Consider the following 22,984-nt stretch of genomic DNA (forward strand, 5'->3'; position numbering starts at 1 on the left):
GCTGGGGAAATGCAGCCGAAGATTGGTCGGGGAAGTAAAATAGTCTTACAGGTTGTAATAAACGCTGTCACATTTCGTGATGCGCGTCACAGTGGAAGAGAGCCACCACCTAAAGCTGTAATTGTTCTAATTTGATGAAATTATTACGGAAATATGAATGTAGGGCTCTGCTCGACCATACAGAACCACGCGCGGTCAAGCGGTAACATTTTGCAACGAAAAAATCAGCCTGTAGAGGGTATCTATAGTAGATACGTCGGCTACACCGTCCACATTTTGTGTCCGAAAATGTCGCTGAAAGGCCTTAATCACGGTTTGTGTGGCCTCATCGAACACGCCATTGATCTCGATTTTATAGCCATAAAGGGCAAGCATGGACTGCAAAGCCTCCACTGGCTGGCCCTGTTCACCACGCGCGAAGAAGCGTCCGCCACGGATCGGCGTTGGTTCGATATAGTGTCCAATGCCTGCCTGGTGCAATTTCTTCCATGGGAAGTTGTGCCCGGGATCAGTCTTGCGTTCCGGTGCAATATCGGAATGCGCAAGAACGTTTTCCGGTCGAATTTCGTAGCGCCCGCATATGCTGCGACACAGATCGATAACGGATTCAATCTGACGGTCTGCGAATGGCGGATAGTTTTCCAGATTGCCGGGATTGACGATCTCAATGCCGATGGAGGCCGAATTGATATCGGTCTCGCCCTTCCAGAAGCTTTGGCCTGCGTGCCATGCGCGTGCCTTTTCAGACACCATCTGTACCACACGTCCATCTTCGTGAACGAGATAATGAGCAGAAACTTCCCGCTCGGGCGACTTAAGCACGTCCAAAGCTTCTTCAGCCGTTGCAAGCCCTGTATAATGCAGAATGAGATAGGTCGGCGTCTTGCCATCGCGACGCGGACCAAAATTTGGAGACGCATCAAGCGAAGCGGTCGGATAATCGGGCGCTTCCAACGAAAGTTCCGCTACCAATTCTTCCTGCGAAGCATCCACGCTGCTCATGCGGCCTCCAATTGTTTTTCGACACTTGCCCAAGCCGCGTTGATGGCCGCAAGACGTGCATTCGCGATATTTATGAATTCCAGCGGAAGGCCTTCCGCATAAAGCCGATCCGGATGGTGTTCTTTCACCAATGAACGGTAGCGCTTGCGCGCGTCCTCAAAAGAAACGCCGCGCACCAGCCCGAGAATGGCGTAAGGATCGCCCTCACCGCGATTGATATGCCGCAATGCGATACGTTCGAAACTTTCCTCATCGAAACCGAAAATCTCGGCAACGCTCGACAGGAAAGCCATTTCCTTATCGTGTACGTAGCCGTCAGCGGTTGCGATATGAAAGAGACCATCGAGAATATCTTCAAGCAGATGACAATTCTCATCGCCTTCCCGACATAGGCCAGCAAGCTGGCGCGCATAGCTCTCATAGCCCGCCACGTCCTGCTGAGCGAGATTATACAAGCGAACCACATGGGTATGCTCTTCTGGTGGCACGGAGAAAATGTTCTGGAATGCGCGAAACTCATCCTGTGTCACCACGCCATCGGCTTTGGCCATTTTGGCTGAAAGCGCAATCATCGCAATGGAGAACGCAACGCGCCTGCGCGTATCCGCATCGCCTTCAAAAACCGTACGCACAGCCTCGATAACGCTTGAAATAGCGTTCAGCGTGACGGAGGTGACAAACTCACCGATGCGGACCCAGATCGACATGAATCGTTTCTATATAATTCCGTAAAGACTGGAAACAGCAACCCGTTGCAATCGACGAAAAAACAATAATTTAGAAGAATATTGCTCTCTGTAGAGAGAATTATTGCGCAGTCTGACGAGCCTCGAACGAACGCTGAGCGGCAGCGACTGCCGCCTCACCGGCGGCCTGAACCTGCTCAGCGCTTTGGCCCACAGACCTGGCTGCAGCCTCCGCATTGTTGCGTGCACGTTCGATGGCTGCTTTCTGCTCTTCTGGTGTCATAACACCGGAATTATCCTGCAAAGCTTTGATCAGATCAGGCCCAGCCTGCTTGTCAGCGTCAGGCGCTGGAGCAGCTGTTGTTTGTTCTGGCTGAGTTGGAGCAGCAGCCTGTTCATCCTCCCCTCTGCCGCAAGCGGCAAGGGCAACAAGAACAACAGCGGAAATAAGAAACAGAAAATGACGGCTCATAACAAAAGCCATAACCGAAGAAAGCCTGCGTTTGAACATGGAAAACGCAGTTATATTGTCTTTATTGACGACCACTGCATAATTATCCATCAACTTTGCTCCTTTCGGGGCAAATGGCGGCCCGCTGACCGGACCGCCATTCTTTTACCAGTAAGAAGCTCTGGCATTAAAGCGCACCCCGAAAAGTGTGAAACGGTTTTCGGACAAGATGCGCGTGAAAACAAATGACTAGAGCACCGATCTGATCCAATCAGATCAGTGCTCGAAAATCACGCTATCTGCAATTTTAAGCATGTCTTTATCCGAAAACGGATCCCATTTTTGGGAGACATGCTTTAGTTTGCAGGCGGTGAACCAGTCGTGCCTGGCGTCGAAGGCGCAGGTGCTGGTGTTGTCGGCGTCGTTGTATCGTTGTTTGAAGGTGCTGCTGGGGCAGCAGGCGCTTCAGGCGAGGGCGATGCCGGTGCCTTGCTGGCGTCGTTTGAATTGTCGCTGCAAGCTGCAAGCCCCAAAAACGATACGGCAGCAACCGAAGTAATCAAAAATTTCTTCATGATGGCTCTCCTTCCCTAAAATCCAGCGTTGCGGGGATATAGCCAACGCTGCTTTGGTTTTCCGTGTCTGACCGTTCTGGCCGGTCAATCACCTTACGAAGACAGTCGTCACACCACTCTTTAGTCCCCGGTGATGCTTTTCGACGATACCAACGTCACACCAGAAAACGGCGAGGATGCGGAAAGGTTCTCTCAAATAGTCTTACGGCTGGTAACAAACCGCCATAATAACAAAGTTTTAACCATAGTTTGTCCCTGAAACAGCCGTCACGCCCCTGTCACCGGCGAATGCTTAACTCTCCCAAACAAGGCTGGATTCGCCTTGGAACCTTCGCGCATCTTGCCCGAGATCATTCAGAACTTTCGGAGTGCGCTCAAAAAAATACGGGGAGCATGGAATGACGGGCCCAAATGCCAACGGCACAATCCTCAAGCGCGCAGTCACACAAAACCATGCGCTTTCGCGCGACGGCGTATCCGAAAGACTATTCGCCTGGCTCTTCAAAGGACTGGTCTATCCCCAGATATGGGAAGACCCCGAAGTGGATATGGCAGCACTTGTCATTCAGCCCGGCCACCGCATCGTCACCATCGCTTCAGGCGGCTGCAACGCTCTTTCTTATCTGACGGCTGACCCGGCCTCGGTCGAGGCTGTTGATCTCAACAGCGCTCATGTTGCCTTCAACCGCCTGAAACTTGGCGCTTTGAAGCATCTGCCGGACTATGCCAGCTTCTATCGCTTCTATGGCAAGGCCGACGACAAGGCCAATCTCGCAGCTTATCAACGCTTCATCCGTCCGCATCTTGATAGTGAAAGTCGTGCCTATTGGGAAAAGCGCAAATGGAGCGGCCGTCAACGTATCTCTATCTTCTCGAGGGATCTTTACCGCCACGGATTGCTGGGCGTCTTTATCGGCATGGGCCACCGCGTCGCTCGTCTTTATGGCATAGACCCACGTGACATCCTTAAAGCCCGCACGATGGAAGAACAGCGCACCTTCTTCGACACCGCCCTCGCCCCCTTGTTTGAAAAACGCATGGTGCGTTGGGCAACAGCACGCAAATCGTCTCTGTTTGGCCTCGGCATTCCACCTCAGCAATATGACGCACTGGCAACAGCCGGAAATGGCGACATGGCTTTTGTCCTGCGCGCCCGGCTTGAAAAGCTCGCCTGCGCCTTCCCCCTGACCGAAAACTATTTCGCGTGGCAGGCCTTTGGCCGTGGCTATAGCGGCGATGAAGAAACAGGCCCTCTGCCTCCCTATCTCTCAAGGGCAAATTTCGACACCGTTCGCGCTCGCGTTGATCGCATGACGGTGCGAAATGCCAACTACACAGAGTTTCTCAGCCAAAAGCCAGCCGGATCGGTAGACCGCTACATCTTGCTCGATGCACAGGACTGGATGAACGACGCCCAGCTCAATGCACTCTGGAGCGAAATCACCCGTACTGCTGCTGCGGGCGCGCGCGTTATCTTCCGCACAGCGGCAGAGCCAAGCCTATTGCCGGGCCGGGTTGATCCATCGATTCTTGAACACTGGCACTATCGTGAAGAAGAATCCCGCCTGCTGCATGATCGCGACCGCTCTTCTATCTATGGCGGCTTCCACCTCTATGTCTTGAAGGATGCGTGATATGGGCACCAATCCGCAGCGAACTCAGGGGCAAATCAAGGGTATCGATCACGCTACTCTGATGGACCGGGTTTATAAGCGGCAGCGTCATTTCTACGATGCCACGCGCAAATATTATCTTTTGGGTCGCGACCCTATGATTACGGGACTAAACGTGCCTCAAGGCGGCAGTGTGCTTGAAATCGGCTGCGGCACAGGACGCAATCTTGTCAAAACAGCGCAGAACTACCCCGACGCAACACTCTTCGGCATCGATATTTCGGCTGAAATGCTGGACACAGCGCGTCAGGCAGCACAGCGCGCCGGGATTGCAGATCGCACCAGACTTGAACGTGCCGATGCCACGCATTTCGATCCCGCTGCCCTTTTTGGTCAGGATAGCTTTGATCGCATCTTCATTTCCTATGCGGTTTCGATGATACCGCAATGGCAATCAGTCATTCGGGAAAGCATCAGACATTTAAAGCCAGGCGGCGAACTGCATATCGTTGACTTCGGCGATCAGCAACGCCTGCCGCGATGGTTTAAGAAGGCACTCTTCACATGGCTTGAATGGTTCCATGTGTCACCGCGCGGCAATCTCTTCAGCGTTGCAGATACTATGGCTGTTGAACAGGGCGCCACCTCCAGACGCATGAATCTTTATCGCGGCTTTGCGTGGATAGCTGTCATTCGCGCCGGATAGATTTCCGACGGCTCTTTTGATTATCCCTCAGTCGGTGCGACACAATCTGTTTCCCGCAAAGTTTTGCCAGCATAACTGATGACGTTAGGACCCGGATCGCGTAACCGTTGTTAAGATTGATTCGCGACATCGGGACCACTGTATGAACCGTCTGGCCAACCGCAGCATTCTTGCCCTTGGTGTTTTCCTTCTGTCTGCCTGTACGACAGTGGATTACGACTTCTCCGATGTAAAAAAGTCCGGCAACTCAATGCAGCAGATGGCGCGGCCAACGGGAGCGGTCAATGCACCACGTTTTGGTGATCGCAAGCCGTTTGAATGGACCGGCAGGACACCGTGGCATTATCCGATCCACGGAACCGACGTTTCCAAATATCAGGTCGATGTCGACTGGAACGCAGTAAGGCGCAGCGGAATTTCCTTTGTATTCATCAAGGCAACCGAAGGCGGCGATCGTTTCGATGACCGCTTCACCGAACACTGGAACGGCGCGAAACAGGCGGGCATTCCACGCAGCGCCTATCACTTCTATTATTTCTGCCGTCCGGCTATCGAACAGGCGCGCTGGTACATCCAGAATGTGCCGCGCGATCCAAATGCTTTGCCGCCCGTTCTCGATATGGAATGGAACGCACAGTCGCCAAGCTGCAAGCTGAGACCAAATGCTGTCATCGTCCGCAAGGAAATGAAGATTTTCCTTGATGCGATCGAAAAGCACTACGGCAAGCGCCCTATCATTTACACGACAGTTGATTTCTTCGATGAAAATGATCTGAACCAGCTGCGTGAATATCCATTCTGGTTGCGCTCGACGGCGGGGCATCCGACGGAAAAGTATGGGCCACACCCCTGGACATTCTGGCAATATACCGGAACGGGCACCATTCCCGGCATCAAGGGCGATGCAGATATCAATGTGTTTGCGGGCAGTGCAGGCGCATGGAAAAAGTGGCTGGAAAGCAACAAGGTCCGTTAACTCTTCGTTAATTGGGTGCTCACACCAAGTTTTGCTTCATTTCCGATGCGTGATGGGGCAATAGCTTGAAAAACCCGACGGGGAGACCTCCCCCTCTGAATTGTGAGTTTTCTCGATGAAAATTATAGCTTCAGTGATGGCTACCGCCTTGCTGGCATCGACTGTAATATCTGTTGCCCAATCTGGCGCAAAGGCTTCCGGTTCTCCCGCACCGGCTGCCAGCGCCGACAGCACCGTCAACCTGCCAAAGCCCGAATGCGAAACTGATTATGGTCAGTGGATGGACAATCTGACCAAGGAAGCACGCGAAGCAGGCGTTGGCGAAAAGGGGATTGCTGAACTGCATAAGGCGTCGCTCGAACAGAAAGTTCTTGATCGCGACCGCAAGCAGACTGTCTTCAACCTGACCTTCACCGAATTTTCCAAGCGACTCATCTCTGAGGCGCGCCTTAAGAACGGCCAGAACAACCTGGTCAAGCACGCCGATGTCTTCAAGAAAGTCGAAGACACTTATGGCGTACCGGGACCTGTACTTGCCGCCTTCTGGGGTCTTGAAACCGACTACGGCGCGATTCAGGGCGATTTCGACACGCTCAATGCACTCGTGACGCTCTCCTATGACTGCCGCCGTCCGGATCTGTTCCGTCCGCAGCTGATCGCTCTGCTCAAGCTGTTCGATACCGGCGTTGTCGATGCTGCCACAACTGGCGCATGGGCTGGCGAAATAGGTATGATGCAGCTTCTGCCAAAGGATTATCTCGAGCGCGGCGTTGATGGTGACGGCGACGGCAAAGTCGATCTGAAAAACAGCGTCCCTGATGCGATGATGACCGCTGGCCGCATGATTTCCGAACTCGGCTGGAAGCGTGGCGAGCCATGGCTCGAAGAAGTACGCATCACCAAGGATCTGCCTTGGGAGGAATCCATTCGCACCAATCGCAAGCCACACTCATGGTGGGCTGAGCAGGGCGTAGTTGGGCTTAAAGGTCCACTCGGTCCAGATGACGGCGATGCATCGCTGCTTCTGCCACTGGGTCGCAAAGGCCCTGCATTCCTGTCCTATGCGAATTTTGATATTTTCGTAGAATGGAACAAGTCGATTGTTTACGCGACAACGGCTGCCTATTTCGCCACCCGCCTCGCTGGTGCTCCAGCCTTCAATCCTGGCAATCCCGATCAGGGTTTGACGCAGGAGCAAATGAAGGAATTGCAGACCAAGCTTCAGGCTCGTGGCTATGACATGGGCAAAATCGATGGCGTTTTCGGTATCCTGACCCGCGATGCCGTTCGCACCGAACAGTTGCGACTTGGAATGCCTGCCGATTCATGGCCAACGCCTGAACTGCTCGAAAAGCTCTAAACCAAAGTAAATCAAAGGCGCGGACCACCCTCCGCGCCTTTCAACTTTTGCAAGTTATTCAAGCGCCATGATCTCCACCCTCATCATCGTTCTGCCCGTCTTCGCCCTCATCTTTTCAGGTTGGGGAGCATTCAAGCTGAAGATATTGGGGCCGCACGCGATCGCTGAGCTCAACCGTTTCGTTGTTTATCTGGCCTTGCCTGCCCTGCTTTTCGACATCATGGCCAATACCCACGGCAGCGATTTGTGGCAGCCCGGCTTTATCAGTGTTTTCCTGTTGAGCAGCGCTATCGCCTTTGCCCTGCCCTTCGTTATCCGTCTTCGTGGCAAGTTATCTTTAGCCGACAATGCGCTTGATGGGTTGAACGCCGCCTATCCAAATACCGGCTATATGGGCATCCCGCTTTCGATGATCGCTTTCGGATCAGGTGTTCTGGCTGCGACAACGATCTCCATCATCATCACCGTCTGTGTAACCTTTGCCTTTGCTATCATCCTGATCGAGATCGGCATGCAGACGGAAAAGAAGCCGCTGCGCCTTGTCTGGAAAGTCGCACGATCTCTGATCCGCAATCCGCTTCTCTTTGCACCAGCGCTGGGAACGCTCGTATCGTTCTCAGGCCTCACCATCCCTGCTCCCGCCGAAACCTTTCTGAAAATGCTCGGTGGTGCGGCTTCACCTTGCGCACTCGTGGCGCTCGGCCTTTTCCTTGCACAGCCCCGCAAGATCGAACGCGACAGCGTCAATGCAATCGCTTTCCTCGTTTCGGTCAAGCTCATCGTCATGCCTTTGGCAACATGGCTACTTGCGGTCTATGTCTTCGGGCTTCCACCGCATCTGGCGCAGAGTGCAACACTGCTCGCTGCACTACCCGCTGGCACAGGCCCTTTCATGCTTGCGGAACATTATCGCCGGGAAGCCGCCATTACGTCGAATGTCATACTGTATTCAACCGTTCTGTCGGTGTTCACCTTGTCAGGATTCCTCGCTTTAATCCGCTAAACGGTGACACAAAAAGGCTGACTGGACGGCGGAAGCCGGGTCAAAATTGGCGCTTTCGTGGCATTTTCATGAAATGTGAACAAATTTTTACAGTTAAAAATTTCAATAACTTAGCTGGTAAACAAAAGGTTTTTTTCCCTATCACCCCTTATTGCAGTACGAAATGTTCTTTTGTTTAAGCCAATTTGCGCTTAGATTCCGGTTCTCTACCAGCGCGTACCCGGCTTTGTCGGGTGCTTATAAGGAGACAGACCAATGGGACTTACGCGATCTCTGAATGTCCTCATGATCTGTGCAGCATTCGCATTTGTTGCAGCGTTGATAGCAGGCGTTATTCCCTGAATTGGGATAGCCAAGCCATTGTGGCGGCATCGGTTCTTGAGGATAGACCGATCCGTTTTACTTAAAAGAAAGCCCGGTTTACAAACCGGGCTTTTTTCATTTCAGGCGACTTCTAAAGCAGTTTCCGTATTGGGTCTGATGCCAATCATATGGCAGATCGCAAACGGCAGATCGGCTCTGTTCATCGTGTAGAAGTGGAAATCCTGCACGCCACGTTCGATCAGATCCATCACCTGCTCCGCAGCAATGGCCGCAGCAACAAGCTGATGGGTCTGCGGATCTTTATCCAGCCCGTCAAAACGCTCGGCCAGCCATGCCGGGATATGCGTCGCGGAGCGGGCACAGAAGTTGCTGACCTGCTTGAAATTATGCACCGGCAAAACACCCGGAACAATCGGGATATATATACCAGCACGGCGCACGCGCTCGACATAACGCTCATAAAGATCATTATCGAAGAAGAACTGCGTGATGGCACGTGTCGCGCCATTATCGACCTTACGCTTGAGCATATCGATGTCGGTGGCGAAATCCGGGCTTTCAGGATGTTTTTCAGGATAAGCCGAAACAGAAATGTCGAAATCGGAAAGCTTGCGCAGACCTCCAACCAGGTCGGCACCATTCTGATAGCCACCCTGCGTCGGCACATATTTCTCGCCAATACCGCTGGCAGGGTCGCCACGCAACGCGACAAAGCGATTGACGCCAAGGGCCGCAAATTCCTGTGCAACGCGATCCACTTCCTCGCGCGTCGCATCAACACAGGTCAGGTGAGCCGCAGGCTCAATATCGGTTTCTTTAAGAATACGCGCGACCGTACGGATGGTACGCTCGCGGGTAGAGCCGCCGGCACCGTAAGTCACAGAGACAAATTCAGGCTTGAGCGGCGCAAGGCGCGTCACGGTTTCCCACAGACGCTGTTCCATTTCTTCTGTCTTGGGCGGAAAAAACTCGAACGATACGCGGGTGGTCTGGCCGATATCCGATCGGCGGGAAAGACCGTAAAAGCCCATTAGACTGTCTCCGTTATGCTTGCATTTTGCGGCGCTGGATCGGCAATCAGCAAGCGCGGATCATTGGCAAGCCAAAGCTTGACCGTCAATCCGTCGTCACCATTTGCAGCCTTTGGCCCCAATTCAGTCGTCCTGGCAGGTTCAAGCCCTGCATCTTTCAACCATCCCAGCATCTGCTCGTCGCTGAAGCCGAGCCTTAGATGCGCATGTTCCTCACGCAGGAACTCGAGCCTGTGCGGTGCAAAGTCAACAATCAGCAAGCGTCCACCGGAGCGAAGCGCACGCGCCGCCTCACGGATTGCGGCGAGCGGATCATCGAGGAAGTGCAGAACCTGGTGAATCGTCACCAAATCGAAATTTTCGCGTTCGACGGGCAGCGCATAGACGTCTCCCTGCCGGACCTGCGCATTGCCGACCGATGCGAGATCGAGATTGGCACGCGCCACCGAGAGCATGTCGCGATTGATATCGATGCCCAATCCACGCACATAAAGCGGCGAAAACAGCTCTAGCAGTCGGCCCGTACCCGTACCGACATCAAGCATGGCCTGAAAATGCTTGTCGCCAATGATGCCTTTGAGAGCCGCTTCCACTGCATTTTCGGAAACATGCAACTTGCGGATCTCATCCCAGCTACCAGCATTGGCGCTGAAATAAGCTGCAGCCTTTTCCTGACGGCTGGATTTAACTTGCGACAGGCGCTCCATATCGCGTTCGATCAATGGATCGGCAGCATCGAGCCGCTGCAGAAGATTGCGTGCGACTTCACCGCACAGCGCATTGTCCGACAAACGAAAATAGGCCCAGGCCCCTTCCTGATAGCGATCGATAAGATCGGCTTCGCCCAGCAGCTTGAGATGACGCGAAACACGCGGCTGCGATTGACCCAGAATTGTGGTCAGGTCTGAAACGGTGAGATCACCCTTGGAAAGAAGCGCAAGGATGCGCAAGCGGCTAGGTTCTGCCACTGCTTTTAACACATCCACCATCTGATCGAGCTGCAAGCGCAATTCGCAATCTCCATACGCTTCTAAAGATATAAAGATATGTTTATATGAAGCGCAAACCAGGCGCAAGGAATTTTCGCAATACAATGCACAGCAAAACTATACCGCCCTTTTGGGAAGTCATTTGAGCTGGAGGACAACCGAGTTATGATTATTGCGAATCTTGCTTCGAGCGTATGAGCGTGAAAGGAAGACGGCCATGAGAGCAGGCACTGTACGCCAGAAGGCAATCGCAAAATCTCTGACGCTTTTGCTTCCTGCGGTCCCCTATTCCGATTCAGAGCCAATTCGCGCGGCAGCTCTCGCACCACATATGAAAACGCTTCCGCCATCAATTGCCGTATGGCTCGCGACTGTAGCCCATGTTCGTCACATGCATACCGATTACGACATGCTGCGTGATGATGGCTATGACAAAGATTCCGCACGCTTCTTTGTGATGGATGCCATCAACTCCAAACTTACGGAATGGCGCGCGACACGCCTCATCACTGCAGATGAGGATGAAAAGGTGGATATATAAACGCCGCCCGAAGGCGGCGCTTATGCATTCGGAATTTAATGGGTGCCATGCCCTTGCAGATAGCCATTTTTCCGAGGATCTGGCATCACAAGTCCCACGATAAACACGATCACCATCATGATGGTGACATACCAGAAGAACCCGCTTTCAAAGCCGACCTTCTTGAACCAGAGTGCTACATACTCGGCTGTGCCGCCAAAGATCGCATTGGCAATCGCATAAGAGAACCCGACGCCCAAAGCGCGCACTTCTGCGGGAAACAATTCTGATTTTACGATACCGCCAATCGATGTGTACATGCTCACGATTGCCGAGGCGATTGCGATGTAAACAAACGCCATGGTCGGGCTTTGCACCGACCCAAGCACCGTCAGCAGTGGAATGGTCGTCAATACCGACACACCGCCAAAGGCGATCATCATCGGCTTGCGGCCCACCTTGTCGGAGATATAGCCAAACAATGGCTGCATGAGCATGAAAGCAAACAGCGCGACGGTCATAACCTCGCTGGCTGTTTCCTTGTTCATACCGGCCGTATTGACCAGATATTTCTGCATATAGGTCGTGAACGTATAGAAGGTCAGCGAACCGCCAGCAGTGAAGCCGACAACAACCAGAAATGCCTTGCGATGATGCTTCCAGATCGTCGCGAAGCTACCTGCAGCCTTGCTGTTGCGGGATTCCTCGGTCGAGGTTTCATGCAACGTTCGGCGCAGATAAAGCGCCACGATTGCCGCGAGACCACCGATAGCAAACGGAATGCGCCAGCCCCACTCGTGCAGTTGCTCTGAAGTGAGGAAGAATTGCAAAATAACCAGGACCAGAACAGCCAGAAGCTGTCCGCCGATCAGAGTTACATATTGGAACGACGAGAAGAAACCACGACGGCCAGCGAGAGCGACCTCACTCATATACGTGGCGGTCGTACCGTATTCGCCGCCAACTGACAGGCCCTGCAGCAGGCGAACCAACAGCAGCAGGAGTGGCGCCCAGAGACCGATGGACTCGTAGGTCGGAAGGATAGCGATTGCAAAAGAACCAAGACACATCATGCTGACCGAAATCAGCATAGAGGTGCGGCGACCAAGCTTGTCAGCGAGACGACCAAACACCCACCCACCGATAGGGCGCATAAGAAAACCAGCTGCAAAGATTGCTGCTGCATTCAGCAGCTGACTGGTCTGATCTTCGGCCGGGAAAAACTGTGACGCGAAATAAAGTGCACCGAATGAATAGACATAGAAGTCGTACCATTCGACCAGATTACCAGATGCACTGGCAACAATCGCATAGATGCGGCGGCGCGTATCGTGAGCGTCGTGTTTCTCTTCGATCTCGCCATTGGCATCAATCTGCATTTCTGCATTGCTCATTCTGAAACTCCCGAAAGCAGCCGCAAAAGGGAAGCGACTACATGATCACCCGCCTTGCCTGGGAGAGACAAAACCAGTGATCATTGATCCCATAATCAATATATTCGGCAGGTGGTCAGACCTCAGACTTTGGTCTGCAAGCCCGCATGACCCTGCCCGAAAGCCAGACAGTCTCTGAAGCTGACCTTGACGCAACATCTTTGAAAACAGATGTCACCACTCCCAATCAAGCGATCCCTGCAGGCATCAAAACTTATTTGGAATTACCTCCGACATCGCAAAATCATAGGATCAATATCGTTTGCATGCAATCTATTACCACAGACTACTATTGGCTGAGGAAGCCTTTCGCGATCATGCAAGTATCTGAATATTAAACACTTTACCGGATCATCATTTAGCCAACCCGGTAAAATCTTTGTGAGAGAGCCCTCGCCCCTAAGCTCGTCGGGCCTCGCGAAAACGATTATCTTATTTTCTGGCAACAATGAAAATTCGTGGGAAGCGCAACAATACACGACCGTCATTCAGTGTTGGATAGAATTCCTCAAGGCGTGATTTGTAGGCTTTCAAAAATTCGCGCTGTTCGTCATCGTCCAATGGATCGAGAAACGGACGCAGCCCCGTGGATTTCACCCACTCAATAATAGCGTCTACATCGGCTAGCTGATGGTTATAAACCACATGCCAGATATCGACGCGGGAAGCTTGATCGATCAAAGCATTATAATAATCGGCAGCAGGCGGCAGCGGTGCCCTGCCCTTATCGCCAATCTTCGCCTTAAAGGGGGCAGTTTTGGCAACTTCACGCATCAATATATGGGTCGGTTCACCCATATTATCCGGCATCTGCACAGCGAGATAAGCACCGTTTTGAAGCTGTGACAGAAGTCGTCGCATCTGCTCCTTATGATCCGGAATCCACTGAAATACTGCATTGGAAAACAGCACATGCGTTTCCGCATCTGGTTCAAACTTTGTCAGATCACCCAGAGCGAAATCCACCTGTGGCAGGCGCTGTCTGGCTTTCTCAATCATATCCGGCGATGTGTCAAAGCCCGAAATCTGGGCATCCGGCCAGCGTTCAGCCAAAAGTTCGGTGGAGTTTCCGGGACCGCAACCAATATCAACCACCTTGCGCGGACTATCGATCGCTATCTGTGCGAGAAGGTCGGCTGCCGGGCGGCTGCGTTCATCCTCAAACTTCAGATACTGTTTTGCGGACCAGTCTTTCATTCTCCACTCCTTCCAAATAAAAAGGCCGGTGCATTGCACCGGCCTCAATTTCTTTAGCGCGTCAGCGGCTTGTAAGTAACCCGCTTCGGATTGACGCTTTCAGGTCCAAGACGACGGACCTTATCCGCTTCATAATCCTCGAAGTTGCCTTCGAACCATTCGACATGGCTATCGCCTTCGAATGCCAGAATATGCGTTGCCAGACGATCGAGGAACATACGATCGTGGGAGATGATAACGGCGCAACCAGCGTATTTTTCAAGCGCATCTTCAAGCGCTGCCAGCGTTTCCGTATCAAGATCGTTGGTCGGTTCGTCGAGAAGCAGAACGTTGCCGCCTGCCTGCAACATCTTGGCAAGATGCACACGATTACGCTGACCACCGGACAGATTGCCGACTTTCGCCTGCTGATCGCCGCCCTTGAAGTTGAACGCACCGCAATAAGCGCGGGAGTTCATTTCAAATTTGCCGAGCTTGATAATGTCGTTACCGCCGGAAATTTCTTCCCAGACATTCTTGTTCGGGTCGAGGTGATCGCGGCTCTGATCGACATAACCAAGATGAACCGTATCACCGATACGGATCGAACCCGAATCCGGCTTTTCCTGCCCGGTAATCATCTTGAACAGTGTCGACTTACCCGCACCGTTTGGACCGATAACACCAACGATACCACCCGGAGGCAGCTTGAATGTCAGGTTCTCGATCAGCATACGATCGCCAAACGACTTGGTCAGACCTTCGGCTTCAATAACCACCTGACCAAGGCGCTCGCCAGCCGGGATCAGAATCTGGGCATCGCCCGGACGCTGATTGTTGGCAGCTTCAACCAGCTGATCATAAGCCTTGATACGAGCCTTCGACTTCGACTGACGCGCTTTAGGGCTCGCTGCAATCCACTGGCGCTCACGCTCAAGTGCTTTCTGACGGGAGTCGTCTTCACGGCCTTCCTGAATCATGCGCTTGGACTTGGCTTCCAGATAGGCAGAATAGTTGCCTTCATATGGAATACCACGACCGCGATCGAGTTCGAGAATCCAGCCTGTTACATTGTCAAGGAAGTAGCGATCGTGCGTGATAAGCAGGACAGCGCCCTCATATTCACGCAGGTGCTTTTCCAGCCAGGCAGTGGTTTCAGCGTCAAGATGGTTGGTCGGTTCGTCAAGCAGCAGCAGATCAGGCTTCGACAGGAGAAGCTTGCAAAGTGCTACACGACGACGCTCACCACCCGAAAGCTTGGTGACATCGGCATCCGCTGGCGGGCAGCGCAGAGCTTCCATCGCCATTTCGACCTGGCTGTCGAGATCCCAGAGGTTCTGGCTGTCGATGAGATCCTGAAGTGCTGCACCTTCGTCAGCTGTTTCATCAGAATAGTTCATCATCAGCTCATTATAACGGTCGAGAATGGCGGTCTTCGCAGCCACACCTTCCATCACGTTGCCGAGCACGGTCTTTTCAGGGTCGAGATGCGGTTCCTGCGCAAGGTAACCACAAGTCGCACCGTCTGCGAGCCAGGCTTCGCCGGTGAAGTCCTTGTCGAGACCAGCCATGATCTTGAGAATTGTCGATTTACCAGCGCCGTTTGGTCCGAGAATACCAATCTTCGCATCTGGATAGAATGACAGATGAAGATTTTCGATAACCTTCTTGGCGCCGTAGGCCTTATTCAGCCCGGACATATGATAGATGAATTGGCGTGCCATAAAGCGCGTCGTCTCCACAGGTTGGAAAGCGCGGTTCGACCTGATGCCGAAGCGCGGGAAATTGCTGCTGGCTATGTAGGCGAAATAGAGCGCGGAAGCAAACATCATCGCACGGATTGCACCGATCACTCTCATTGCGAGAGCGAAGCACCGATTTTCTCATGGCCCAAAATAAATGAAACCGGGCGCGGATATTTCCGTCACCCGGTTTCCCCTCTGGCCACCACTCGGGAAAGTTTCCTCCCTTTCACCGAATGGCCTGCTAGTTATGCCCAAAAGACTGGAATTCAACGCCCCTGAATTCTCTTCAAAACTCCGTCCATATCCCCTGATAAAGATAGATTTGCCTAGGATTTTGCGGTTTTCAAGCGGAATTTGCTCAAAAATTGCAAATGCCTAAAATTAATTCATTCAACTCCTGGATGCCTTTTTTTGAGACGTAACTAAAAGAGAATTTGACTATTTGCGCGGCATAAATTCTGATGATCTCATGACGTTTGAAACCATCCATCACCTGCCTCTGACAAGCGAAATCGCACTGCCCTATAGGCAGTCGCTCACTGCGGCACCGAAAGCTGTCGTGCATATCTGTCATGGACTTGCCGAACATTCGGCCCGCTATGCACGTTTTGCCACAGCGCTAAACCAGGCTGGGTATCATGTTTATGCACATGATCATCGCGGGCACGGCGCCAATATCGGTCCACATGCACCGAGAGGGATGTTCACACCAAAAGACGGCGATAGAGTGGCTATCGGGGATGTTCTGGCCCTGAACCGCCATATTCATGCAACGCATCCGGGCTTACCGGTGGTGTTATTCGGTCATTCAATGGGCGGGCTTATCGCGCTGAACTACACGCTTGCGCATTCGGATACGATTGATGCTGTCGCCGTGTGGAACGCCAATTTCAACGGCGGCATTGAGAACAGTGCAGCGATGGCATTGCTTCATGCCGAACGCATGCTCAAAGGCTCGGACGTGCCAAGCGCACTTCTGCCGAAGCTTACGTTCCGGGCATGGGGTAACTCCATTCCTGGTCATCGCACGGCTTTTGACTGGCTCTCGCGCGATGCTACAGAAGTGGAAGCCTATGTGAATGATCCTCTCTGTGGCTTTGATGCAAGTGTGGCACTCTGGATTGACGTCTTTCGCATGATGAAGAATGGCGCGACCGACAGCAACTTTGCGAAAATCCGCAAAGACCTGCCGTTCAATCTCGTCGGCGGTACGGAAGATCCGGCAACGGATAAAGCCAAAGCCACGCGTAAACTGGCCGACAGAATGCAGGCGATGGGCTTTAGCAATGTTACCTGCACCATCTATCCCGGCACGCGCCATGAAAGCCTGAATGAGATCAATCGGGATGAGGTGACGCAGAATTTTCTGGATTGGCTCACCGAGGTACTTCCGTCCAGCCGCATCTCCGGCTAAAACCTGCAGATATTCAAATACCGGATCAAACTCACGATTTCTTGAAACATCTTGGTTTGCCTCGCAATCAATGTTATGGAGCCCGCCTTGCGCGCTACAGGGCATCTGTACATAAACACTAAGCACACCGGTTTTACGGCAAATGCGCAAGGAATGAAGGAAGCTCCGCTTGGCAACACCAACGATTTCTGTGGTCATCCCCTGCCGCAATGAAGCCGACAATCTCGCTTTTCTGCTCGATGAAGTCGACAGTGCAATGCTTGGTCGCGCATATGAAGTGATCGTCGTGGATGATGGCTCGACAGATTCCACGAGCGACGTACTGGCGGGCCGCATTCATGCAGGCAAGCCGCTGCGCCATATCCGCCATGATCGTTCTGCAGGACAGAGTGCTGCTCTGCGTTCAGGCGTTTTCGCAGCGCACGGCCAGATTGTTGTCACGATGGATGGCGATGGACAGAACAATCCGGCCTATTTGCCCGCGCTCGCAGATGCTCTCATTAATGCAGGCCCCGCCTTTGGTATTGCCGCCGGACAGCGCCTCAAGCGTACAGATACCAAGCTCAAGCAGCTTTCATCACGCTTTGCCAATAATCTGCGTGGTTCAATCCTGAAAGATAAGACCCGCGATTCCGGCTGCGGCCTGAAAGCGCTGCATACCGATCTTTTCCGTCAGCTGCCGTTCTTCGACGGCTGGCACCGTTATCTGCCCGCGCTGGCTCTTCGCGAAGGCTTTGATGTCGTACATATCGATGTCACCGACCGCGAACGCCGCCACGGAAAATCCAATTACGGCATTCTGGACCGCGGCCTGCGCGGTATTCTCGACCTTTATGGCGTTTGGTGGCTGCGCAAGCGCCGCAAGGTTGTGCCGCGCGTGACGGAGATTACCCATGACTGACATTCTTAACAGTCTCGTTCAATGGCTTCACGATGTATTCGTGGCGCAATGGGACGGCTGGATCATTCTGGGCTTTGTTGCACAGGCCTGCTTTACCATGCGTTTCGTCGTGCAGTGGCTGGCTTCGGAAAAAGCCAAGAAAAGTGTCATGCCGGTGGCATTCTGGTTCTTTTCGTTGTTTGGCGGCGCGCTTCTTCTGATCTATGCGATCCAGCGCAAAGACCCGGTTTTCATCGCCGGTCAGGCCTTGGGTCTGATTGTCTATGTCCGCAATCTCTGGCTCATCGCCAACGAGAAGAAACTTACAGCAGAAGAATGATCAACTGCCAGAACGCGAAATATTGAAGACTTGAAAATAGTTACAGTATAAACCAACTCATTCGCATCGTATTTATTTACCTCCAAAATGGAGGTAAATATGATGAGTTTTATTTGCAAATTAGTTTCATACACATTGATTTCCCTGATCGTCGCAGGAACAGACATATCCTATAGCAAGACAACCTCCTCGTCGATGAAACTTGACGGAAGACCATCCAATATACCTGAAGATTACATGGCCACACCGCGTGGATATGCACACCCGGATTGCATCGTAACCATCGAAGAGGGTGAAACTGTTAAAAGCGACGGAAAGATCGCAAAAGCAGACGGATCGGAAAGAAACATCAAAGACTGCGATTACACTCAATATTCAAAATACGGAAAAGAGATCAGCTCCTCCAATTTGGACATTGATCTCAACAACCGGACCATCGGAGGATGGGAGGCATCGATAAGCCATCAATTACCGCGTGACAACGGCGTCCGGAAAATTGTCGGAGAGTGGACCGTTCCACACAATCCACGGTCATTCGGACATCAAGTTCTGTTTTTGTTTAATTCAATACAGACTTACGGCCCCATCATAATTCAACCTGTCCTGGGCTTTAATCAGAGCGGGGCCCTGGGACCTCAATGGTCTATTGCCAGCTGGGCCGTAGGCCCCAATCTATGCACGAACGGATATTGCAAAACTGGCAATACGACGGTTCAGCCCGGCGACATCGTAAGAGGAACTCTCACACGAGATATACCCGTTGGAATCGATCCACAGTCCGTGAAGAAATGGCTCATAACCATCTCCGTTCTGAGAAACGGTGTAGAGGCGGGATCGCAAAATCTCAATGTCGAGCTGCCCGACAGCAATTACAGGAGTTTCGACGAGGCCGTTTACGAGACTTATGACGCTGAAACATGCGATCAGATAAGTCTCCTGAGTAATTTGTCGACATTACACACAAAATTCGCGACCAAAGAACTATTCTGGAGGAATGGTTATCCCGGCGTGGGCCAAGCCGAGTCTTTGATCGCTGATCGCAAATGTGGCGTTGAAACAAACATAGACCGTGGTTGGACCAGCGAAATATATTACGGTGCACCAAACTGAGCGTTACACTTTCGCCGTCAGCCTACCGCGTCCGACAGAGCGGTAATCGATATCCAAGCCAGCAATGTCTTCAGATTTGTAGACATTGCGCAGATCGATCAGCACATTGCCTTCCATCACGCTCGCGATACGCTTGAGATCAAGTGCACGATAAGCATTCCACTCGGTTAGCAGTGCTACGACACCAGCGCCTTTTGCTGCTTCATAAGCTGAACTACACCAGATCACATCCGGCAGGACCATTTTGGCAGCATCCATTGCCTCAGGATCATGGGCACGAACAGAAATGCCTGCGTTCTGGATAGCCGCAATAATGTCGAGCGATGGTGATTCACGAATATCATCCGTATTCGGTTTGAACGCGACACCAAGCACAGCAACTGTCTTCGCGCCGCTCTCGTGAGCAGCGGCAACAATGCGCTCCGCCATCGACTGTTTGCGTGCTTCGTTGACTGCAATTACTTCTTCGATCAGAGACTGCGGTGCATCGTATTTTTTGCCTGTAGCAGCAAACGCACGTGTATCTTTCGGAAAGCACGAGCCCCCGAAACCCGGACCTGCATGCAGGAATTTCGAGCCGATGCGGTTATCCATGCCAATGGCGCGCGCAACTTCCTGCACATTGCCACCGGTCTTTTCGCAAAGATCTGCAACCTGATTGATGAAGGTTACTTTCATCGCAAGAAATGCATTGGCTGCATATTTGATGATTTCGGCATTTTCCAGCGACGTGACAACCATCGGCGTCTCACGCAGATAAAGCGGGCGATAAAGCCGCTGCATAGCAGCCTTGCCGCGCTCATCATCAACGCCAACCACCACACGGTCAGGACGCATGAAATCTTCAATCGCCGATCCTTCGCGCAGAAATTCCGGGTTTGATACCATCGAGAATTCAACACCCGGACGTGCTGCGGCAATACGATCACGAATACGCGCATTGGTACCAACTACGACCGTCGACTTGATGACGACTACCGCACCCGGCTTCATGGCTGCTGCAATTTCGTCGGCAGCCGCCTCAATATATTGCAGATCCGCTTCACCATCACCGCGCCGCGATGGTGTGCCGACAGCGATCAGGATCACATCGGCATCTGCAACGCTGGTTGCAAGATCAGTACTGAACTCAAGCCGTCCGTCACGAATATTTCGCGCCATGAGCTCATCAAGCCCCGGTTCAAAAATCGTGACCTTGCCCGCAGTCAGCCGCTCGATGATCGACGGATTCTTGTCGACACAGGTAACGTGAAAGCCAAATTCGGCAAAACACACACCCGAAACCAGACCCACATAGCCCGTTCCGATCATCGCCAGCTTCATATGTTCAGTCCTTCAATTTAGCTTAAAGCCATTTATCATAGTCCGACACCAAGAGGTGTAGTGGCTTCTCGTTTTCTTCAATATTGGAGAAGCGCCCGATCGGCTCGCGGAAAATATTGTCTGTCAGATCGTCATTGACCGTCGATACTTCACCGATCAGCACATCGCCGCCCTCACCCCAGAATGCATGCCAGTTGCCCGGCAGAAGCGTCACACTTTCGCCCGGCGCGAGCTTGAGATGTGCACCTGCCTTCTGCGTAACCAGACGACCGTCCGTCGCAACCGTGACATCGGTTTCTTCATCGACGCTGCCGTCGGCACGCGAATTGAAAAGCTCAAGCACCAGCGTACCACCACCACGATTGATGATGTCTTCTGCCTTCACCACATGGCGATGCATTGGCGAAATCTGGTTCTTGCGCGAAATCATGATCTTTTCGGCATAAAGCATACCGCCACCGCGCTTGAGATCTTCAGCATTGCCATTGCGCGTGGTGAAAAGAAACAGGCCGAGGTCGGCAAACTTGCCCTGACCGTAATCTGTAATATCCCATCCGAGGCGACCGTCGAGAATTGCCTTTGCATCGCTCGAAGTGCGTGTTTTCAGCTCTTCAGGCGACCAGTAAGCAAAGGGAGGCATGATATAGCCAAAGGAGCGGATGAAAGCATCGCTCTCACGGATAATCTCATTAATTTCTGAACGTTTCATGGCCTCTAAGCCTCCCATGGAATGAAACAGGATATATTTGACAGCTTGGTAACTGGCTTTCTGCCATTTTGGCAATCCCATGCGCGTAAGTCACTCATATTTGCGAAATGCTGCGCGTCATTTTGACGTGTCGTCTTTACGCGAAAATCATGTCGCATCCCAATGCGCGTTTAGAACATTTCAATGATTGAATCATGACAACGAAAGCCAGTCTGAACCGAACCGGATGAACGGACAAGCCATTGAGATAACGGGAAAAGCCGTGCTTTCGGAAGACAACGGGAACAGTAGGTCGAGCAAACGTCGCTGAGAGAACAGCACAAGCGCGACCTTGATACGGCACAAAGGGTCGATTCTATGGACGTTCGCAACGAAATGCTGGGGCTTTTGACCGGGCGTGACCCAAATTTCAGCCTTGAACAGAAGTTTTATACTGATCCTGACTATCACAAGCTGGATCTGGAAAACATCTTTTACCGCGACTGGCTGTTTGTCGGCCATGATTGCGAACTGCCGAAGACCGGCTCCTACATGACAGTGCAGGTTGGCGCCTATCCCGTCGTGATCGTGCGCGATGCACAAGGCGGCATCCGTGCGTTCCACAATTCCTGCCGCCATCGCGGTTCGCGCATCTGTTCGGCGGAAAAAGGCACCGCAGCAAAGCTCGTCTGCCCTTATCACCAGTGGACCTATGAACTTGACGGTCGCCTTCTCTTCGCGCGTCAGGTCGGCCCGGACTTCAAGCCTGCGGAATATGGTCTGAAGCAGGTTCATTGCGAGAGCGTTGCTGGCTACATCTATGTTTGCCTCGCTGACGAAGCACCTGACTTCAACAGCTTCCGTACACTGGTCGAGCCCTATCTCGTGCCACACAATATCAAGGAGGCCAAGGTTGCCTTTGAAAGCTCGATTATCGAGAAAGGCAACTGGAAGCTGGTATGGGAAAACAACCGCGAGTGCTACCACTGCGCTGCCAACCATCCAGAGCTCTGCCGTACCTATCCTGAAGCACCAAGCGCAACCGGCGTTCAGGGTGTGATGGAAGATCCGGAAATCAACCAGCTCTGGAAAAACTGCGCTTCCATCGGCCTGCCTGCTGAATTCAACATGTCGGAAGACGGCCGCTATCGCATCACACGCATTCCGCTGCTGCGTGATGCCGTGAGCTATACCATGTCGGGCAAACCTGCCGTGAAGAAGCCACTGAGCGATCAGGTGTCGGGCAATACCAATATCGGCGCAATGCTGCTCTTTAACTACCCGTCCACATGGAATCACCTGATGGTCGATCACGCAATTTCCTTCCGCGTTTTGCCGATCAGTGCTGAGGAAACTATGGTTACGACCAAATGGCTGGTTCACAAGGATGCAGTTGAAGGCGTTGATTACGATCTTGATGAGCTGACTCATGTCTGGATTCAGACCAATGATCAGGACCGTCAGATTGTGGAAGAAAATGCGATCGGTATTCGCTCACCCGCCTACCAGCCCGGCCCTTATTCGGTCGAGCACGAAGGCGGTGTGATGCAGTTTCTCGAATGGTACACCAACACCATCACACCTCGCCTGAAAGGCGAAGCCGCAAAGCTTAGCCGCGTAGCCTGAAGTAAACTGAAAT

Annotated in this window: 23 protein-coding genes; 13 read left to right on the forward strand and 10 right to left on the reverse strand. The window is 52.5% G+C overall.

Annotated features, from left to right (window positions below; genetic code table 11):
* Nucleotides 1–195: 195 nt before the first annotated feature.
* The 3 genes from ACSME1_RS02920 to ACSME1_RS02930 all read right to left on the reverse strand — a co-directional run bounded on the left by ACSME1_RS02920 (nt 196) and on the right by ACSME1_RS02930 (nt 2,250).
* On the reverse strand, nt 196–1,002 hold the full coding sequence (locus tag ACSME1_RS02920; protein ID WP_024899578.1) for an N-acetylmuramoyl-L-alanine amidase: 807 nt from the start codon (nt 1,000–1,002) through the stop codon (nt 196–198).
* Nucleotides 999–1,709, reverse strand: a complete 711-nt coding sequence (locus tag ACSME1_RS02925) for a J domain-containing protein (protein ID WP_024899577.1) — start codon at nt 1,707–1,709, stop codon at nt 999–1,001. The genes ACSME1_RS02920 and ACSME1_RS02925 overlap by 4 nt, the downstream gene beginning before the upstream one ends.
* A 100-nt stretch (nt 1,710–1,809) precedes the next feature.
* Nucleotides 1,810–2,250: a hypothetical protein gene (locus ACSME1_RS02930; RefSeq protein WP_024899576.1), complete on the reverse strand. Its 441-nt coding sequence runs from the start codon at nt 2,248–2,250 to the stop codon at nt 1,810–1,812.
* Between the two features lie 270 nt (nt 2,251–2,520).
* Between ACSME1_RS02930 and ACSME1_RS02935 the strand changes: the two genes are divergently transcribed.
* The 6 genes from ACSME1_RS02935 (at nt 2,521) to ACSME1_RS02960 (ending at nt 8,372) form a co-directional block, all read left to right on the forward strand.
* A complete protein-coding gene (locus tag ACSME1_RS02935) occupies nt 2,521–2,733 on the forward strand; it encodes a hypothetical protein (RefSeq protein ID WP_024899575.1) in 213 nt (70 codons plus the stop codon).
* Nucleotides 2,734–3,112: 379 nt separating this feature from the next.
* On the forward strand, nt 3,113–4,348 hold the full coding sequence (locus ACSME1_RS02940) for a DUF3419 family protein (protein WP_100558767.1): 1,236 nt from the start codon (nt 3,113–3,115) through the stop codon (nt 4,346–4,348).
* 1 nt (nt 4,349) lies between these two features.
* Nucleotides 4,350–5,033 (forward strand): class I SAM-dependent methyltransferase, encoded by a 684-nt coding sequence (locus ACSME1_RS02945; RefSeq protein WP_105705751.1) that lies wholly within the window; start codon nt 4,350–4,352, stop codon nt 5,031–5,033.
* 142 nt (nt 5,034–5,175) lie between these two features.
* Nucleotides 5,176–6,009 (forward strand): glycoside hydrolase family 25 protein, encoded by an 834-nt coding sequence (locus ACSME1_RS02950; RefSeq protein ID WP_024899572.1) that lies wholly within the window; start codon nt 5,176–5,178, stop codon nt 6,007–6,009.
* Nucleotides 6,010–6,124: 115 nt separating this feature from the next.
* Nucleotides 6,125–7,369, forward strand: a complete 1,245-nt coding sequence (locus ACSME1_RS02955; RefSeq protein WP_024899571.1) for a lytic murein transglycosylase — start codon at nt 6,125–6,127, stop codon at nt 7,367–7,369.
* A 67-nt stretch (nt 7,370–7,436) separates the two neighbouring features.
* Nucleotides 7,437–8,372, forward strand: coding sequence for an AEC family transporter (locus ACSME1_RS02960; protein ID WP_024899570.1), 936 nt, complete (start codon nt 7,437–7,439; stop codon nt 8,370–8,372).
* A gap of 443 nt (nt 8,373–8,815) precedes the next feature.
* Here ACSME1_RS02960 and metF read toward each other — a convergent pair whose 3' ends face one another.
* Both metF and ACSME1_RS02970 read right to left on the reverse strand, forming a co-directional pair.
* Nucleotides 8,816–9,727 (reverse strand): methylenetetrahydrofolate reductase [NAD(P)H], encoded by a 912-nt coding sequence (gene metF / locus ACSME1_RS02965; RefSeq protein WP_105705749.1) that lies wholly within the window; start codon nt 9,725–9,727, stop codon nt 8,816–8,818.
* Nucleotides 9,727–10,716, reverse strand: a complete 990-nt coding sequence (locus ACSME1_RS02970) for an ArsR/SmtB family transcription factor (RefSeq protein WP_105706046.1) — start codon at nt 10,714–10,716, stop codon at nt 9,727–9,729. The genes metF and ACSME1_RS02970 overlap by 1 nt, the downstream gene beginning before the upstream one ends.
* A 217-nt stretch (nt 10,717–10,933) precedes the next feature.
* Between ACSME1_RS02970 and ACSME1_RS02975 the strand changes: the two genes are divergently transcribed.
* Complete coding sequence (locus tag ACSME1_RS02975; RefSeq protein ID WP_105705748.1) at nt 10,934–11,257, forward strand: DUF2293 domain-containing protein; 324 nt, start codon at nt 10,934–10,936, stop codon at nt 11,255–11,257.
* A 35-nt stretch (nt 11,258–11,292) separates the two neighbouring features.
* Here ACSME1_RS02975 and ACSME1_RS02980 read toward each other — a convergent pair whose 3' ends face one another.
* Nucleotides 11,293–12,630 (reverse strand): MFS family transporter, encoded by a 1,338-nt coding sequence (locus ACSME1_RS02980; RefSeq protein ID WP_024899566.1) that lies wholly within the window; start codon nt 12,628–12,630, stop codon nt 11,293–11,295.
* Nucleotides 12,631–12,776: 146 nt separating this feature from the next.
* On the opposite strand from ACSME1_RS02980, the gene ACSME1_RS02985 reads away from it, so the two are divergent.
* Complete coding sequence (locus ACSME1_RS02985; protein WP_105534481.1) at nt 12,777–13,007, forward strand: hypothetical protein; 231 nt, start codon at nt 12,777–12,779, stop codon at nt 13,005–13,007.
* Nucleotides 13,008–13,101: 94 nt separating this feature from the next.
* On the opposite strand, the gene tam is transcribed toward ACSME1_RS02985, so the two are convergent.
* Both tam and ettA read right to left on the reverse strand, forming a co-directional pair.
* Complete coding sequence (tam, locus tag ACSME1_RS02990) at nt 13,102–13,866, reverse strand: trans-aconitate 2-methyltransferase (protein ID WP_024899565.1); 765 nt, start codon at nt 13,864–13,866, stop codon at nt 13,102–13,104.
* Between the two features lie 53 nt (nt 13,867–13,919).
* On the reverse strand, nt 13,920–15,569 hold the full coding sequence (gene ettA, locus ACSME1_RS02995) for an energy-dependent translational throttle protein EttA (RefSeq protein ID WP_024899564.1): 1,650 nt from the start codon (nt 15,567–15,569) through the stop codon (nt 13,920–13,922).
* Nucleotides 15,570–16,059: 490 nt separating this feature from the next.
* Here ettA and ACSME1_RS03000 point away from each other — a divergent pair, with 490 nt between their 5' ends.
* The 4 genes from ACSME1_RS03000 (at nt 16,060) to ACSME1_RS03015 (ending at nt 19,334) form a co-directional block, all read left to right on the forward strand.
* The gene (locus ACSME1_RS03000; protein WP_024899563.1) at nt 16,060–17,004 is read left to right on the forward strand and encodes an alpha/beta hydrolase; all 945 of its coding nucleotides are present in this window, start codon (nt 16,060–16,062) and stop codon (nt 17,002–17,004) included.
* 169 nt (nt 17,005–17,173) lie between these two features.
* Nucleotides 17,174–17,905, forward strand: a complete 732-nt coding sequence (locus ACSME1_RS03005) for a glycosyltransferase family 2 protein (RefSeq protein WP_024899562.1) — start codon at nt 17,174–17,176, stop codon at nt 17,903–17,905.
* Nucleotides 17,898–18,224, forward strand: coding sequence for a lipid-A-disaccharide synthase N-terminal domain-containing protein (locus tag ACSME1_RS03010; protein WP_024899561.1), 327 nt, complete (start codon nt 17,898–17,900; stop codon nt 18,222–18,224). Before ACSME1_RS03005 ends, ACSME1_RS03010 begins: the two co-directional genes overlap by 8 nt.
* Nucleotides 18,225–18,323: 99 nt before the next feature.
* Nucleotides 18,324–19,334, forward strand: a complete 1,011-nt coding sequence (locus ACSME1_RS03015; protein WP_100558759.1) for a hypothetical protein — start codon at nt 18,324–18,326, stop codon at nt 19,332–19,334.
* A gap of 3 nt (nt 19,335–19,337) precedes the next feature.
* Here ACSME1_RS03015 and ACSME1_RS03020 read toward each other — a convergent pair whose 3' ends face one another.
* Together ACSME1_RS03020 and ACSME1_RS03025 are read right to left on the reverse strand one after the other, a co-directional pair.
* The gene (locus ACSME1_RS03020; protein WP_105705746.1) at nt 19,338–20,657 is read right to left on the reverse strand and encodes a UDP-glucose dehydrogenase family protein; all 1,320 of its coding nucleotides are present in this window, start codon (nt 20,655–20,657) and stop codon (nt 19,338–19,340) included.
* Between the two features lie 22 nt (nt 20,658–20,679).
* Nucleotides 20,680–21,366: a D-lyxose/D-mannose family sugar isomerase gene (locus ACSME1_RS03025; RefSeq protein WP_024899558.1), complete on the reverse strand. Its 687-nt coding sequence runs from the start codon at nt 21,364–21,366 to the stop codon at nt 20,680–20,682.
* A gap of 357 nt (nt 21,367–21,723) precedes the next feature.
* Between ACSME1_RS03025 and ACSME1_RS03030 the strand changes: the two genes are divergently transcribed.
* Nucleotides 21,724–22,971, forward strand: a complete 1,248-nt coding sequence (locus ACSME1_RS03030) for an aromatic ring-hydroxylating oxygenase subunit alpha (RefSeq protein WP_100558757.1) — start codon at nt 21,724–21,726, stop codon at nt 22,969–22,971.
* The last annotated feature ends 13 nt before the right edge of the window (nt 22,972–22,984 follow it).

It is taken from the genome of Brucella pituitosa (assembly GCF_965577835.1).
GTDB lineage: Bacteria > Pseudomonadota > Alphaproteobacteria > Rhizobiales > Rhizobiaceae > Brucella > Brucella pituitosa.